The sequence below is a fragment of the Methylocella silvestris BL2 genome, assembly GCF_000021745.1.
GTDB classification, from domain to species: domain Bacteria; phylum Pseudomonadota; class Alphaproteobacteria; order Rhizobiales; family Beijerinckiaceae; genus Methylocapsa; species Methylocapsa silvestris.
This window is the reverse complement of the sequence record NC_011666.1, coordinates 3,299,529-3,312,183: the sequence shown is the minus strand read 5'-3', so window position 1 is coordinate 3,312,183 and position 12,655 is coordinate 3,299,529. Positions and strand designations below refer to the sequence as shown.

11 protein-coding genes and 1 tRNA gene are annotated in these 12,655 nt (G+C 63.7%); 2 read left to right on the top strand and 10 right to left on the bottom strand.

Features of this window, described 5'->3' with window-relative positions:
• Positions 1 to 105 precede the first annotated feature (105 nt).
• From MSIL_RS15290 to MSIL_RS15280, 3 genes are all read right to left on the bottom strand, one after another.
• Positions 106 to 1,932, bottom strand: coding sequence for a PDZ domain-containing protein (locus MSIL_RS15290; protein ID WP_012591978.1), 1,827 nt, complete (start codon positions 1,930 to 1,932; stop codon positions 106 to 108).
• Positions 1,933 to 2,056: 124 nt separating this feature from the next.
• Entirely contained in the window at positions 2,057 to 2,782 is a 726-nt protein-coding gene (phbB, locus tag MSIL_RS15285) for a beta-ketoacyl-ACP reductase (protein WP_012591977.1), read from the bottom strand.
• A gap of 185 nt (positions 2,783 to 2,967) precedes the next feature.
• Positions 2,968 to 4,146 carry an acetyl-CoA C-acetyltransferase gene (locus MSIL_RS15280; protein ID WP_041368100.1) on the bottom strand — a complete coding sequence of 393 codons (1,179 nt, stop codon included), beginning with the start codon at positions 4,144 to 4,146 and terminating at the stop codon, positions 2,968 to 2,970.
• Between the two features lie 382 nt (positions 4,147 to 4,528).
• Between MSIL_RS15280 and phaR the strand changes: the two genes are divergently transcribed.
• A complete protein-coding gene (gene phaR, locus MSIL_RS15275; RefSeq protein ID WP_012591975.1) occupies positions 4,529 to 5,125 on the top strand; it encodes a polyhydroxyalkanoate synthesis repressor PhaR in 597 nt (198 codons plus the stop codon).
• Between the two features lie 27 nt (positions 5,126 to 5,152).
• Here the strand turns inward: phaR and MSIL_RS15270 are convergent, their stop codons facing one another.
• The 6 genes from MSIL_RS15270 to rpsM form a co-directional block, all read right to left on the bottom strand.
• Positions 5,153 to 6,466 (bottom strand): replication-associated recombination protein A, encoded by a 1,314-nt coding sequence (locus MSIL_RS15270; protein ID WP_012591974.1) that lies wholly within the window; start codon positions 6,464 to 6,466, stop codon positions 5,153 to 5,155.
• Between the two features lie 48 nt (positions 6,467 to 6,514).
• Positions 6,515 to 7,945: a Do family serine endopeptidase gene (locus tag MSIL_RS15265; protein ID WP_012591973.1), complete on the bottom strand. Its 1,431-nt coding sequence runs from the start codon at positions 7,943 to 7,945 to the stop codon at positions 6,515 to 6,517.
• 148 nt (positions 7,946 to 8,093) lie between these two features.
• Positions 8,094 to 8,522 (bottom strand): 50S ribosomal protein L17, encoded by a 429-nt coding sequence (rplQ, locus tag MSIL_RS15260; RefSeq protein WP_012591972.1) that lies wholly within the window; start codon positions 8,520 to 8,522, stop codon positions 8,094 to 8,096.
• 100 nt (positions 8,523 to 8,622) lie between these two features.
• Positions 8,623 to 9,639: a DNA-directed RNA polymerase subunit alpha gene (locus MSIL_RS15255; protein WP_012591971.1), complete on the bottom strand. Its 1,017-nt coding sequence runs from the start codon at positions 9,637 to 9,639 to the stop codon at positions 8,623 to 8,625.
• A gap of 143 nt (positions 9,640 to 9,782) precedes the next feature.
• The gene (gene rpsK, locus MSIL_RS15250; protein WP_012591970.1) at positions 9,783 to 10,172 is read right to left on the bottom strand and encodes a 30S ribosomal protein S11; all 390 of its coding nucleotides are present in this window, start codon (positions 10,170 to 10,172) and stop codon (positions 9,783 to 9,785) included.
• A 79-nt stretch (positions 10,173 to 10,251) separates the two neighbouring features.
• Positions 10,252 to 10,620, bottom strand: a complete 369-nt coding sequence (gene rpsM, locus MSIL_RS15245) for a 30S ribosomal protein S13 (protein ID WP_012591969.1) — start codon at positions 10,618 to 10,620, stop codon at positions 10,252 to 10,254.
• A 588-nt stretch (positions 10,621 to 11,208) separates the two neighbouring features.
• Here rpsM and MSIL_RS15235 point away from each other — a divergent pair.
• A tRNA-Gly gene (locus MSIL_RS15235) sits at positions 11,209 to 11,283 on the top strand.
• A 352-nt stretch (positions 11,284 to 11,635) separates the two neighbouring features.
• Here the strand turns inward: MSIL_RS15235 and MSIL_RS15225 are convergent.
• On the bottom strand, positions 11,636 to 12,649 hold the full coding sequence (locus MSIL_RS15225) for a dihydroorotate dehydrogenase-like protein (protein ID WP_012591968.1): 1,014 nt from the start codon (positions 12,647 to 12,649) through the stop codon (positions 11,636 to 11,638).
• Between the last annotated feature and the right edge of the window lie 6 nt (positions 12,650 to 12,655).

Below are 12,655 nucleotides of genomic sequence, written 5' to 3'. Positions count from 1 at the left end.
CGCCGAAAGCCGCTGAAGTTCCGGATCGACGCCATGCAATGCAACAATGCCTAAAAGGCGCGACGCGATCGGTTCATCGCGTCGCGCTTTGATTTCGGCGCGCGATCAGCATCCGGCCTGGGACGCCGGTTTTGCATTGATCGGCGCCTGCGCCTCGAGCGCCGCGATTTGCGTTCTCAGCGCCTCGCGTTCGACCCCTGCATAAGCGGCGGCCGCGGTCGCGGCGAGCTTTTCGAGAGCGCGGCGGTCGGCGCCGTCGAGATTGGCGCCGGATGTCTGCGCGCCGTAGAGCGCGACGGCGAAGCAGCGCAGCGCGTCGCCGATGGGCGCAGCAAGCGTAGGCTGCTGCGGCCCCTCCGGAAATTCTCCCCTCCGCATCAACGCGGGGTCGATCTCGAACAAGGATCCGGCCGTCTTTTGCGCCAGCAAAGGGTCTTCCGGGTCGAGCGCGGCCGTCATCGCCGGGGTCCACCCGACGCCGTTCTCATAGCGCCTCAATTGGGCGCCGTCGCTGCGAAACACGGCGGCCGACGCAATGCCAAGCGCGCGCGCTGGACCCTCAACCAGAAGCCGGTCGATTTCCGCGGCGTTTTTTGCGGCGAGGACCGCGGCTCCGATTTGCGCAAAGCGCGCCTCCGCGCCGCGGCGGTCAGGATCGAACAAGCCTTCGAGGAGGCGCACGGCGTGTTCGTGCAGGCGCGAGATCGCAAACAGCAGAATAGACGCAATGACGACCGACGCCCACGCCGGAAAGTGGATCCATTCGTGCAGCTCTTCGATCTGGCCGTGCAGGAAAAGCGCGGGCGCGCTCAGCAAAAGTCCGAGCACGGTGGCGCGCCGTAGCGGAATCGAAACATTGATCACCCTCGGCCGGCGGATCGCCTCGACGACGAAGATGCCGAGAACGCCATTGACCAGGAAAAGCAGGCCGATCGCGTCTTCGGTGAGGGAAAATTCCATCAATGACGTCGACTGCGCAAGCGACGCGATCACGCAGGCCGGAAGGCCGATGAGACAGCCCCAGATCACCCAGCGCAAGCGCTGAAATTCCTGCGGCTCCAGATCCTTTCGCCGTTTAAGCAGGATGGCGAGCACGAGAAAGCTTACAAAAAGACCCGCGATGAGAACCGTCCGGGACAGCGCCTCCGTCCGGTAGCCGAAAGCGCTTCCGACGGCGAGAACAGAGACTAAGCCGAAGCCGACCGCCAGCGCCGGCAGCGCGCGCTCAAGCGGACGCCACGACGCCCCGATGCGACCCGTCGGCGCGCGCAGCGCGAAGAGGATGAAGCCGGCATATCCTGCCGCCTGAAACAAGCCGTTGGCCGCTTCTTGCGCGAGCAGGGCCGCGGGCCATTGTTGCAGCCTGGCGTAAATTTCGAATTCCTGCCCCGGATTGAACTGGACCGCATAAAGAAAGAAGCCCCAGGTCATGCGTCCCGGCCGGATCCATACCAGCCATGCCGCGCCGAGGAGAAAAAGCACGCCGGCGCTCTGGTCGAGAAAGACGATGAGGTCGAGCAGCCAGTCCGATGGCGGGACCTGCGCGGCGAGTGCGATTTCATCTCCCGATCGGGGAGATCCCTCCGCGAGCCAGAGCGCGCCGACGCGGCCGGGCATGACCCGTTGCTGGCCGCCCCGCACCGCGAGCATCGTCGCGCAAGTGATCGTATCGACCGGAACGCAGCGCATCTTCGGCAAATCGATGCGATCGCCGACGCGCAATCCCGCCTGCCACGCGGGCGACAAGGACTCCTGGGCAAAGGGTCCCTTGACGTCGAAGATCAGGCCGTCGTTGTTTGCGAAAAAGCCAAAAGCGCCGAGCGGCCGGACGAGACGATAATAGTCCGGAACGATCAGCGCCAGGCCATACAGAGTCAGCACGACGAGTAACAGGCGCTCAACAAGGCCCCGGCTGCGGCCCGCTGCTTTCATCAGGCCGCCAAAACGGCGAATTCTGGCCTTCCACGCTGCATCGACGCCTCTGCGGCCGAATAAACTCGTCGGCTGCCGCCGCAGGCGCCGTCCTGTCGCGGCGCCCCGGCGGCGTCATTTCATGTCAGGCCATATACTGGCCGCCGTTGGCGCTCAGCGTCGATCCGGTGATGAAGCCCGCATCATCCGACACGAGGAACAGGACGCAGCGCGCGATCTCCTCGGGCTCGCCGAGACGACGCACCGGGATCTGCGGCAGGATTGATTTTTCCAGCACTTCCTTCGGCACGGCCTTGACCATTTCCGTCGCGATGTAGCCGGGGCAGATCACGTTGACCGTGACGCCCTTGCCGGCGCTTTCCTGCGCCAGCGCCTTGGTGAAGCCGATATCGCCGGACTTCGCCGCGGAATAATTGGTCTGGCCGAACTGACCCTTCTGGCCGTTGATCGAGGATATATTGACGATCCGTCCGAAGCCGCGATCGCGCATGCCCTCGATGACCGGACGGGTCATGTTGAACAGCGAGTTCAGATTGGTGTTGATCACCTCGAACCACTGCTCCGGCGTCATTTTGTGGAACGCCGAATCGCGGGTGATGCCGGCGTTGTTGACAAGGATGTCGACCGGACCCAGATCCGCTTCCACCTGCTTCAATCCCTCGGCGCATTGCTTGTAGTTTGAGACGTCCCATTTGTAGACGGGGATGCCCGTCTCCGCCTTGAATTTCGCGGCGGCGGCGTCATTGCCCGCGTAGGTCGCCGCGACCGAATAACCGGCCGACTTCAAAGCCGTGCTGATAGCCGCGCCAATGCCCCGCGATCCGCCGCTCACTACTGCCACTCGCGCCATTTTCGTTCTCCCCAATCCAGCTTTCGCGCTGTTTTTCTTGAAAGCGTCGCTTTAACAGCCGCCGCCTGTTAATTGTATCGTCCTCATTGCAAAATGCAAAAAGCCGCCCTGCTTTTTCATGGATGAAGCGCGGCCTGATCCAAAACAGAGCCGGGCGCTCCTTGAAGCGCCCGGCGAAACTTTGCCTAGCGTTCGATCGTGAGCGCGATGCCCATGCCGCCGCCAATGCAAAGCGTGGCGAGGCCCTTCTTGCCGTTGCGCCGGCGCAATTCATACAGAAGGGTGACGAGGACGCGGGCTCCCGAAGCGCCGATCGGATGGCCGATCGCAATCGCGCCGCCATTGACATTGACCTTGTCGGGATCGAGAGCGAGATCCTTGCAGACCGCGAGCGACTGCGCGGCGAAGGCTTCGTTCGCCTCGATCAGATCAAGATCGCCGACCTTCCAGCCGGCCTTTTCCAGCGCCCGGCGCGAAGCCGGAATGGGGCCGGTGCCCATGATCGCCGGATCGACGCCGGCCGTCGCCCAGGAGGCGATGCGGCCCAGCGGCTCAAGGCCGCGCTTGGCCGCCTCGGCGGAGGTCATCAGCACCACCGCCGCCGCGCCGTCATTGATGCCGGAGGCGTTGCCGGCGGTCACGCTGCCGTCCTTATTGAAGGCCGGGCGCAGCTTGGCGAGCGCCTCAAGCGTCGCGCCCATGCGGATGAACTCATCCTTGTCGACGACGATATCGCCCTTTTTGGTGCTGATCGTGTAGGGGATGATTTCGTCGCCGAACTTGCCGCCCTTCTGCGCCGCCTCGGCCTTATTCTGCGAGGCGACGGCGAAACGATCCTGCTCGTCGCGGGTCAGCTGCCATTTGGCCGCGATATTCTCGGCCGTCTGCCCCATGTGGTAGTGGTTGAAGGCGTCGGTCAGCCCGTCGGTGATCATGGTGTCGGCGAATTTGAGGTCGCCCATCTTGACGCCCGAGCGCAAATAGGCGCTGTGCTGCGCCTGCGACATGCTTTCCTGACCACCCGCGACGATGATATTGGCGTCTCCGCTGGCGATCTGCTGCAGGCCAAGCGCGACAGCGCGCAGTCCCGAGCCGCACAACTGATTGATGTTAAAGGCGGTCCGTTCCTGCGGCACGCCGGCTTTGATCGACGCCTGACGCGCCGGGTTCTGGCCCTGGCCCGCCGTCAGCACCTGACCGAGAATGACTTCGTCGACTTCGCCGCCTTCGACGCCGGCCCGCTCCAACGCGCCCTTGATGGCCGCGGCGCCAAGCTCATGGGCCGGGACCGCGGCAAAGCCGCCGTTGAATGCGCCGACGGCCGTGCGCGCCGCGCTCACGATAACAATATCAGACATGGGCATCCTCCTTGGGGCGGCCGTTGCGGAGCGTCCAAACTCCAAAGGCTCTTGCCCGCGTGATTCCTACGACAACAGACCGCCGTCAAAATCAATTATAGTGGCCACAGCGAAAAAGGGAGCAAAAAATCGCCGCAGAAGTCAGTTCTCGCCCTCATCCAAAAGTCATATTTTGGAGAGAGGCGTTCTGGCCTGCCCGGCGTAAAGCTTAAGCGCCGCTGCGCTTTTGTTGGTCTTACGCACGTTTCGCTCGAATGAAGGCTTGACCGCGCCGCGCCATTTTGGGATCGATTCATCCAAACAAGAAAAGGTGAGGTCGGCCGCGACATCCATGGAGAAAGCGAAGCAGATGGCTCACGTAGCGACTTCCGGAGGTGGACGACCGGCCATGGCACATGACAAACAGCCTATTACTATCAAGAAATACGCGAACCGGCGGCTCTATAACACCGGCACAAGCGCCTATGTCACGCTCGAAGACCTTGCGGGGATGGTCAAGAAAGGCGAAGATTTCGTCGTTTTCGACGCCAAGAGCGGCGAAGACATTACGCGATCGGTGCTGACGCAGATTATCTTCGAGCAAGAGGGCAAGGGCGGCCAAAGCTTGCTGCCGATTGCTTTCCTGCGCCAGCTCATCCGCTTTTACGGCGACAGCATGCAGATGCTGGTGCCGACCTATCTCGAATTCTCGATCGACAAGCTGACCAGCGAGCAGGGCCGGTTCCGCGACAAGATGGCGGGCGGCATCGGTCCCCATGCGCTCGCGCCGAGCTTCGCCTCGCTCGAGGAGCAGGCGCGCAAGAACATGGCGCTGTTCAACCAGGCGCTGGCCATGTTCACCCCCTTCGTCGCCCCGCTGGCGTCGCCGGAAGCCCTGCCCGAAGCGGAGCCGGCGCTGCCCACGACGAAAAGCGATATCGAAGACATGAAGCGCCAGCTCGACGAGATGCAAAAGCGCATCGAGGGGATCGCGCACAAAGAGTGATCTTTGCGCGCCGCGAGCGCGACGCCGTCAGGGCTCCTGCTCGCGCGCCTTGCGCAGCTTCGCCCAATAGGCGAGCCGCTCACGCAAGTCGCGCTCAAAACCTCTCGCCGTCGGCGCATAGAGCTTTTGCCGGCCGAGCGCCTCCGGCCAATAGTCCTGGCCTGAGAAAGCGTCCGGCTCGTCATGGTCATAGGCATAGCCGGAGCCATAGCCTTCGCTTTTCATGAGCTTGGTCGGCGCGTTCAGGATGATTTTCGGCGGCATCAAAGAGCCATGCTCCTTGGCGAGACGCATTGCGCGCTGGTAGGCGACATAGGCCGCGTTCGACTTCGGCGCCGTCGCCAGATAAATCACCGCCTGCGCGATGGCGAGTTCGCCCTCCGGGGAGCCGAGAAAATCATAGGCGTCCTTGGCGGCGTTGGCGATAACCAGCGCCTGCGGATCGGCGAGCCCGATGTCCTCTGTCGCCATGCGCACCACGCGCCTTGCCAGGAAGAGCGGATCCTCGCCGGCGTCGAACATGCGCGCGAGATAATAAAGCGAGGCGTCCGGATCCGAGCCGCGCACCGCCTTGTGCAGCGCGCTGATCAGATTGTAATGACCCTCCTGCGCCTTGTCGTAGATTGGCGCCCGGCGCTGCACGATCTCGGCAAGCTGTTCCGCGCCGAAGATTTCGCCGGGAGAGGCGGCGCGCCAGACCTCCTCGGCGAGCGTCAGGGCCGCGCGGCCGTCGCCATCGGCCATGCGGATCATCGCGGCGCGGGCCGCCGGCTCCAGCGGCAAGGGACGCGCCTCGTGCGTTTCCGCGCGCGACAGAACTTTTTCGATCGCCTCTTCGTCGAGGGCGCGGAAGGTCAGCACGCTGGCGCGCGAGAGGAGAGCGGCGTTGAGCTCAAAACTCGGATTTTCGGTGGTCGCGCCGATCAAAGTGATGGCGCCGTCCTCCATCACCGGTAGGAAACTATCCTGCTGCGCCCGGTTGAAGCGATGAATCTCGTCGACGAACAGCAGCGTGCCCTGGCCGATCGCGCGCCGTCCGCGCGCCTCCTCAAACAATTTCTTAAGCTCCGCGACGCCGGAAAAAATAGCCGACACCTGGACGAAGGCGAAATTCGTCTCATGCGCGAGCAGGCGCGCGACCGTGGTCTTACCTGTGCCGGGCGGTCCCCAGAAGATCAGGCTGCCGAGCGATCCGGAGGCGATCCGCCGCGTCAGCGCGCCCTCGGGACCGACGAGATGATCCTGCCCGACGACTTCGGCCAGCGTTTTCGGGCGCAGGCGATCGGCGAGCGGATGCGGCGCCGTTGTCTCAAGCCCCGCAACCGCGAAGAGATCGCTCATGGTTCAACCTTGCCGATTCTGCCGGGCGAAGACCGCGCGGCGCAGGACTCAGCCCCCGAGCACCGTCGTCTCCACCTGTCCGCCGCGTAAAATGGTCAGCTTCCAATAGGTATGGCGGCCGTTGACCGCCTTCTCAAGATCGCGGGTCGTCTGGATCTTGACGTCATTGATGAGAAGAATGACGTCGCCCTTTTGGAAATTGACCTCCGCAGCGGTCGATCCGTCCTCGATATCGCCGATCACGACCCCATCGTTGACGCCGTGGACCGACATTTCCTCGATGACAGCCGGGGATAGATTGATCACCGTCGCGCCGGAAAAAGGCGACGGACCTTTCAGTTTGACCGGATCGCGCGCCGGGATTTCAGCCGCGGGGGATAGCGCCAGCTTGACGTTCAGCGGCTTGCCGTTGCGCACCAGCGAAAGCGAGGTCTCGCCGCCGAGCGCTTTGGTCGACAGGCGATATCCGAAGCTTTCGGGATCGTCGATGGTCTGGCCGTCGACAGCGGCGATGATGTCGCCGCGCTTGACTCCGGCCTTGTCCGCCGGACCTCCGTCCGTCACCTCGGCGACCAGGGCGCCCGACGGGCGGTCGAGGCCGAGCGAATCGGCGATTTCACGCGAGACCGCCTGCAGGCTTGCCCCTAACCAGGGCCGCCGCACCCGCTGGCCGGATTTGGCCGCCGCGATGACGACCCGCACCATATTGCTCGGGACGGCGAAGCCGATGCCGACCGAATTGCCCGTCTGCGAGAAGATCGCCGAGTTGATGCCGACGAGACGGCCCCTCATATCGACGAGGCCGCCGCCGGAATTGCCGGGATTAATCGCCGCGTCGGTCTGGATGAAGAAGCCGGAATCGGAAATGCCCGCCTGGGTGCGGGCGAGCGCCGAGACGATCCCCTGCGTCACGGTCTGGCCGACTCCAAACGGATTGCCGATGGCCAGCACGAAGTCGCCGACTTCGAGCGCGTCGGAATCGCCAAGCTCCATCACCGGAAAATTGGCGCCGCCCTTCAGCCGCAGCACAGCAAGATCGGTGCGCTGGTCGCGCAGCACAATGTCCGCGTCAAACTCGCGCTTGTCGGCAAGCGCGATCTTGACGTCCGTCATGCCTTCGATGACGTGGTAATTGGTGACGACGAGGCCCGAGGAATCGACCAGCACGCCGGACCCAAGCGAGCGCGAGGTCGAGCCGCCGGGACGGCCGCCGCCGCCAAAAAACCGCTCGAAAATCGGATCGTCGTAGAGTGCGCTGCGCGGCCGCTTCTCCGTCCGCGACGCATAGACGTTGACGACCGCAGGTTGCGCCTTTTTCACCACGGGCGCGAAAGAGAGCATCACCTCGGCTGGGGCCTGCGGCGCCTGACGCGCCGTCTCCGCCTGGGCGGGAAGGCCAAGGCAGCAGACAAGCGCTAGCGCGACGCCGTAAGCGCGGCGCAGGCGAGACGCGCCCCTTGCGAAAAATTCCGTCGTCATGGACCGCTCCATGGCAGGGACCGGCGCCATGGGTTTGCGCCATGGCGCGCGGTCCGTTGAAACAACGTCCACGCTGCCGTCCTGAAGCCCCGCAGGCCCGCCGCCAACTTGGCGTCAAGCTGCCGCCGAGAGCAGCGCCCGGCTGGCGTTAAGACGCGAGAGCCGCCTCGTCCTGGTCGGCGCCGAATACGGGGCCAGAATCCTTGCCCTTGGCGTCGACGTCGCGGTCGACGAATTCGATCACCGCCATCGGCGCATTGTCGCCGTAGCGGAAGCCGGCCTTGAGCACGCGGGTGTATCCGCCGTGCCGCTCCTTGTAGCGCGGGCCGAGCACGGCAAACAGCTTGCCGACAAGCGCGACGTCCTTGATCTGGGCAATCGCCTGCCGGCGCGCATGCAGATCGCCGCGCTTGCCGAGAGTCACCAGCTTCTCGACCACCGGGCGCAGATCTTTCGCCTTCGGCAGAGTGGTGACAATCTGCTCATGCTTGATCAGAGCCTGGCACATGTTGGCGAACATCGCCTTGCGGTGCTCGTGAGTGCGGCCGAAGCGGCGGTGCGCATTGCCGTGATACATCTGGCTGTCTCCGTTATTGTTGCGGCCGCCGTGCCAAGGTACGGCCGCTGCTTCGCCCCGTTGCGGGGCCGTAATTTCGCTCTCGCCGAGCCGCCAGGGCTCAGTAATGCTCCTCGAAGCGCTTGGCGAGGTCGTCGATATTGTCCGGCGGCCAGCCATTCACCTCCATGCCGAGGTGCAGGCCCATCTGCGCGAGCACTTCCTTGATTTCGTTCAAGGATTTGCGGCCGAAATTCGGCGTGCGCAGCATCTCGCCTTCGCTCTTCTGGATGAGGTCGCCTATATAGACGATATTGTCGTTCTTCAGGCAGTTCGCCGAACGCACCGAAAGCTCGAGCTCGTCGACCTTTTTCAAGAGCGCCGGATTGAAGGCGAGCTCCGGGATCGACGGCGTCGCCTCGACGCGGCGCGGCTCCTCGAAATTGACGAAGACGTTGAGCTGATCCTGCAGGATGCGGGCGGCGAAGGCGACGGCGTCTTCCGGCGTCAGCGCGCCATTGGTCTCGACCTGCAGCGTCAGCTTGTCGAGGTCGAGGTTCTGACCCTCGCGCGTGTTTTCGACGCGGTAGCTGACCTTCTTTACCGGCGAATAGAGGCTGTCGATCGGAATGAGGCCGATCGGCGCGTCCTCGGCCCGGTTGCGGTCCGCTGCGACATAGCCCTTGCCGGTGTGGACCGTGAACTCCATGCGGATCTCGGCGCCCTCGTCGAGGGTGCAGATCACTAGGCCGGGGTTCAGGATCGAAATGTCGCCGCTGGTCTGGATGTCGCCGGCGGTGACCTTGCCGGGCCCCTGCTTCTTGAGCACGAGCCGCTTCGGCCCGTCGCCCGGCATCTTGATCGCGATGTCCTTGATGTTGAGGACAATGTCGGTCACGTCCTCGCGCACGCCGGGAATCGACGAAAATTCATGCAGCACGCCGTCGATATGGACGGAGGTGATCGCCGCGCCCTGCAACGACGACAGGAGGATGCGGCGCAGGGAATTGCCAAGCGTGAGCCCGAAGCCGAGTTCGAGCGGCCCGGCGACGATGGTCGCAAAACGCTTCGGATCGTCGCCCGAAATGACTTCAAGCTTGTTGGGTTTGGTGAGCTCTTGCCAGTTTTTTTGAATCACGAACAGAGCCTTTCTGACGGTGCGGCGCCGGATGGCGCCCGGACTTCGACGCGCGGAGGGTCCGGTCGGCGGACTCTGGCGCAGCGCAGATCGAGTAACAAAGCAGAGCGTTCCGGATTGGCGACAGGCCGACCGGGAGGCGCTCAGACGCGCCGGCGCTTGCGCGGACGGCAGCCATTATGCGGGATCGGCGTCACGTCGCGGATGGATGTGACGGTAAAGCCCGCCGCCTGCAGCGCGCGCAGGGCCGATTCACGGCCCGAACCCGGACCCGAGACTTCAACCTCAAGCGTGCGCATGCCGTGCTCGGCCGCCTTGCGGGCGCAATCCTCCGCCGCCATCTGCGCGGCGTAGGGCGTCGATTTGCGCGAACCCTTGAATCCCATCGTGCCGGCCGACGACCAGGAAATGGTGTTTCCCTGCGCGTCCGTGATGGTGATCATCGTATTGTTGAACGTCGAATTCACATGGGCGACGCCGGAAACGATGTTCTTACGCTCGCGGCGGCGAACGCGGGTAGCTTCTTTTGCCATAGGTCCAAATCCTTCGGGCGCGCCCGTAATGCCAGGCGCTCGGGAGCTTTATTGACTTTGTTTCGCCAGAGGCGCTCGGCTACTTCTTCTTGCCGGCGATCGGCTTCGCCTTGCCCTTGCGGGTGCGCGCATTGGTATGCGTGCGCTGACCGCGGACGGGCAGCTGGCGACGGTGCCTGAGGCCCCGGTAGCAGCCAAGATCCATGAGGCGCTTGATGTTGATCGCGACTTCGCGGCGCAAATCGCCCTCGACGAGATAATCGCGGTCGATCGTTTCGCGGATCTGTAAAACCTCGGCGTCGGTGAGCTCGGAGACGCGGCGCGCGTCCGGAATATTCACCTTGGCGCAGATTTCTTCGGCTTTCTTGGAGCCGATGCCGTGGATATATTGAAGCGCGATCACGACGCGCTTGTTGGTCGGAATATTAACGCCAGCTATACGTGCCAAAACCTGTCTCCATATCGGCCGCGGCGGCGGCAAGGCGCGCAGCGGCGAAATAAAATAAATGCCCGCGTCCGGTGGAGGCCGGCCCATGCGGGGCGCCTAACTCAATCGAAAACGCAATAAGCGGCCCCGGAAACATGCGTTTCAGGCTGAAGAAGGGGCGATAGACGATTTGCGCCAGCCCGTCAAGCGCAAACAATGACTCGCACAACGATGATAGTCCGTGAGGTGGGATGCGGACGCCGTCCCCGCAAGACGGCTGGGGCGGACGCGCTGAAAAGCGGCGGCGCGACGAGCGTTCCTGACGCTTCTGTGTTGGCGGAACGTTTCTCGGCCGAGCGTTTTTGGCAAGGCGTAGTCTTGGCGAGGCCTTGGCGGAGCATTTCTTGGCGAGACTCCTGTTTTGCGCGCCCCCTCGGGCCTGAGGCGTACAGCGGCCCCGCGCCGCTAACTCGGCGCGACGTCTTTTCGCGGCGGCCGCGCCGGAAAAGCGCAGGCTGCGGCCGCCGAATTGGCGAAACCGGCTGTTGCAATCGCAATTCGTTTGCGCCATATAGCCGAAACCGTCGGCTCCGCAGCCGCCGGATGGATGCGGGTGTAGCTCAGGGGTAGAGCACAACCTTGCCAAGGTTGGGGTCGAGGGTTCGAATCCCTTCGCCCGCTCCAGATTTTCTCTGCCCGGCTTGTTTCTTGGCGAGACGCTTGAGGGGATGGATCCTTCGGTCTGCGCGATCGAGCCCCGAGGCCGGCGCGGCGTCGACCGCGTCGCAGCTAGCCCGGACGTTATGATTGCCGATGCACAATCGCACGAGAGATGCGACGTCTCCGCCGTCGCGCTCATCCCCGCGCTGGCCGTTTCGGCGCTTTTTTTCTCGTACTGGATGTGGAGCGCGTTGAGGGCCTTGCTCGCCGCGCCGATGTTGGCGACCGCCCCGATTATTTCGAAGGGCCTAATCTCTAGGCTCTTGGCGATTTTCTCGAGGCGTGGGGCTGTGGGGCCCCAGATGCCCTTAACGCGTCAATGGCGAACATACGGACCCTGATAGCTCGACAAACTCTCGATGTAGCTGCCGCGCTCGTCCGCCTCGGCCTCTGAGTCCGGATGAGAAGGCCGCATCAATCCCGTGATCGCGCTGACCGAAGCAAAGCCTCTTGTGCTCAGCCACGTCTCCAAACCCGAGACAAGCGTGCGCAGATGCCCGGGTCCATGCCGCAGTAGCGACGAGGCCGTCATCACGGCATTCGCGCCCGCAAGAATGTATTTAATCACCTCCTCGGCGGTATCGACGCCCGTGCCCGCGGCAAGCGAGGCATGCGGCAACCGGCCCGAGAGAACGGAGAGCCAGAGCAGGCCAAGCCGGATCTCGCCCGCGCCGCTCAGCGTCGCGTCATTTTTCCAGGCCAGGCGAAGGAGGTCGATATCGGGCTGGTAGAGGCGATTGAAGAGAACCAGCCCGTCGGCGCCTGCGTGATCGAGCTGCTGGGCGAAATCGCCGAACGCCGAGAAGTAGGGATGCAGCTTGACGGCCACGGGAAGTTTGACCCGGCTGCGGACGGCTTCGAGCAGCGCCACGCAATCGGCCTCGGCCTGCCCGCCCGTCACGCCGGGCCCGGACGCGATCCGATAGATGTTGAGTTCGAGGGCTGTCGCTCCGGCCTGTTCGATCAGCCTTGCATAATCGACCCAGCCGGCAACGGTTGTTCCATTGAGACTTGCAATAACGGGGATGTCGACGGCGGCGCGCGCTCGGGCGACGAGATCGAGGTAGCCGTGCGGTCCCGAATTATACGTAACGACCGCCGGAAAATAGGAGCTTGCTTCCGGAGAGCTGTCGGCGCCGATTCTTGCGAGCTCATCGGCTGCTCGCGCCTCCTCCTCGATCTGCTCCTGGAACAGCGATGGCAGCACTACGGCGCCTGCGCCCGAATCTTCCATTTGTCGAATGAGTCCGACATCGCCCGAGAGCGGCGACGCCGACGCGATCAGCGGGGTGCGCAGAGAAAGGCCGAGATAGCGGGTGCGGAGATCCATGCGCCT

What these genes read in the sequence shown, in the direction of transcription:
- MSIL_RS15290 (WP_012591978.1), bottom strand. Translation starts at nt 1,932, where the DNA reads ATGAAAGCAGCGGGCCGCAGCCGGGGCCTTGTTGAGCGCCTGTTACTC.
- phbB (WP_012591977.1), bottom strand. Translation starts at nt 2,782, where the DNA reads ATGGCGCGAGTGGCAGTAGTGAGCGGCGGATCGCGGGGCATTGGCGCG.
- MSIL_RS15280 (WP_041368100.1), bottom strand. Translation starts at nt 4,146, where the DNA reads ATGCCCATGTCTGATATTGTTATCGTGAGCGCGGCGCGCACGGCCGTC.
- phaR (WP_012591975.1), top strand. Translation starts at nt 4,529, where the DNA reads ATGGCACATGACAAACAGCCTATTACTATCAAGAAATACGCGAACCGG.
- MSIL_RS15270 (WP_012591974.1), bottom strand. Translation starts at nt 6,466, where the DNA reads ATGAGCGATCTCTTCGCGGTTGCGGGGCTTGAGACAACGGCGCCGCAT.
- MSIL_RS15265 (WP_012591973.1), bottom strand. Translation starts at nt 7,945, where the DNA reads ATGACGACGGAATTTTTCGCAAGGGGCGCGTCTCGCCTGCGCCGCGCT.
- rplQ (WP_012591972.1), bottom strand. Translation starts at nt 8,522, where the DNA reads ATGTATCACGGCAATGCGCACCGCCGCTTCGGCCGCACTCACGAGCAC.
- rpsK (WP_012591970.1), bottom strand. Translation starts at nt 10,172, where the DNA reads ATGGCAAAAGAAGCTACCCGCGTTCGCCGCCGCGAGCGTAAGAACATC.
- MSIL_RS15225 (WP_012591968.1), bottom strand. Translation starts at nt 12,649, where the DNA reads ATGGATCTCCGCACCCGCTATCTCGGCCTTTCTCTGCGCACCCCGCTG.